Genomic DNA, 1,288 nt, shown 5'->3' with positions numbered 1-1,288 from the left:
TCTGTCTACTTCTTTAAAATTTTTATTGTCTACTTTTATTTTTCTTGGCAAATAATTCATTTCAATTTTTTTATCGAATTTAACTCCGTCAATAATCGGCTTTGGGATTCTCACCAAATTTGAATTCGTCAAATCTACAAATCCGCCGATTGCATAACAAACGACAAGCTCGTTATTATTTTCATCGTAAATTACCGTGTTTCTGTAGCCGTAAGCCTCGTTGCATTCATAAACATAAGTTCGGGCGATAATTTTTTCACTATATTTTGGAAGTTTATAAATATCGACTTGCCTTGAAATAAGAAACATACTAATATTATTTTGATTAAAATAATTCGTTAGTTCGCTCTCGCTGTCCAATTGAAAAAAAGAGCAATCTTGCATAATATCGAATATTGAAGAAGTTTTTAAAAGTCCGTCTTTGTCTATTTGACTCGTTTTTACAACCGTTTTCATTTCATACATATAAAAGCCTATCGTTTATCATTTATTTTTTAATTTTTAAGTTTTTATATTATATAATAGTAAAATAGAATTGTCAAAATATTCAACATTTTAACTATTGGCAGTTATATTTAAACCTCCTATTCTCGCTTAACACTTTGTTTATAGCGTTCATTAAAAGTCCTATTGAAAAAGACAAGCCTGATAATATTATTAAACATGCAATTGCATAATATTTTTATTTATTATTATACAATCCTTTATTAAGTTTATATAGTGTTTTTATTATATTAAAATTTTCTTTAAAAGATATTTTTGTAGGAGTTTTGGCATTTTTAGGATATATTCTCGAAACTGGTATTTCGCAAGTTTTATATCCGACTTTAGGAATCATTACCGACATATAAAATAATAATTCGTATCCTGAAAAAATATTTCTAAAAATATTAATATTCTTGTCCAGTAAAACTTCGCTTGATATTCCTCTATATGCCGAAGTGGTATCGGTATAATGAAAACCCGACATTTTGCTTATCCACGGAGCATGTATAAATTTTACAGCTAAATATCTAAATAATGGAGTATTTTTATGAACGCCTCCTTTTATAAACCTTGAGCCTTGTATAAATTGATAACCTTCGTCTAATTTAAAAATAAAATCCTTTATATATTCTACGCCGTCTTTATTATTTCCGTCTATAGTTATTATTCCATCGTATCCTTCGTTTAATATATAATCAAATCCCATCCTAAATTGCGCGCCTTGTTTTCCTTCTCCAGTCTTTGTTAATAATGTTCTAACATTAACCGATTTTAAAAATGTTCTAACATTAACCGATTTTAA

Annotated in this window: 2 protein-coding genes; both read right to left on the bottom strand. The window is 27.6% G+C overall.

Features of this window, described 5'->3' with window-relative positions; all coding sequences use genetic code 11:
* The coding region (locus EZH24_RS12055; protein WP_137999314.1) for an acyl-ACP thioesterase domain-containing protein at positions 1-465 on the bottom strand (465 nt) is incomplete at its 3' end.
* Between the two features lie 217 nt (positions 466-682).
* Positions 683-1,288 (bottom strand): glycosyltransferase family protein (locus EZH24_RS12045; protein WP_137999313.1); only part of this gene is annotated, 606 nt, incomplete at its 5' end.

Source organism: Brachyspira catarrhinii (assembly GCF_005518285.1).
GTDB lineage: Bacteria > Spirochaetota > Brachyspiria > Brachyspirales > Brachyspiraceae > Brachyspira > Brachyspira catarrhinii.
This window is presented reverse-complemented; position numbering and strand designations above follow the sequence as displayed.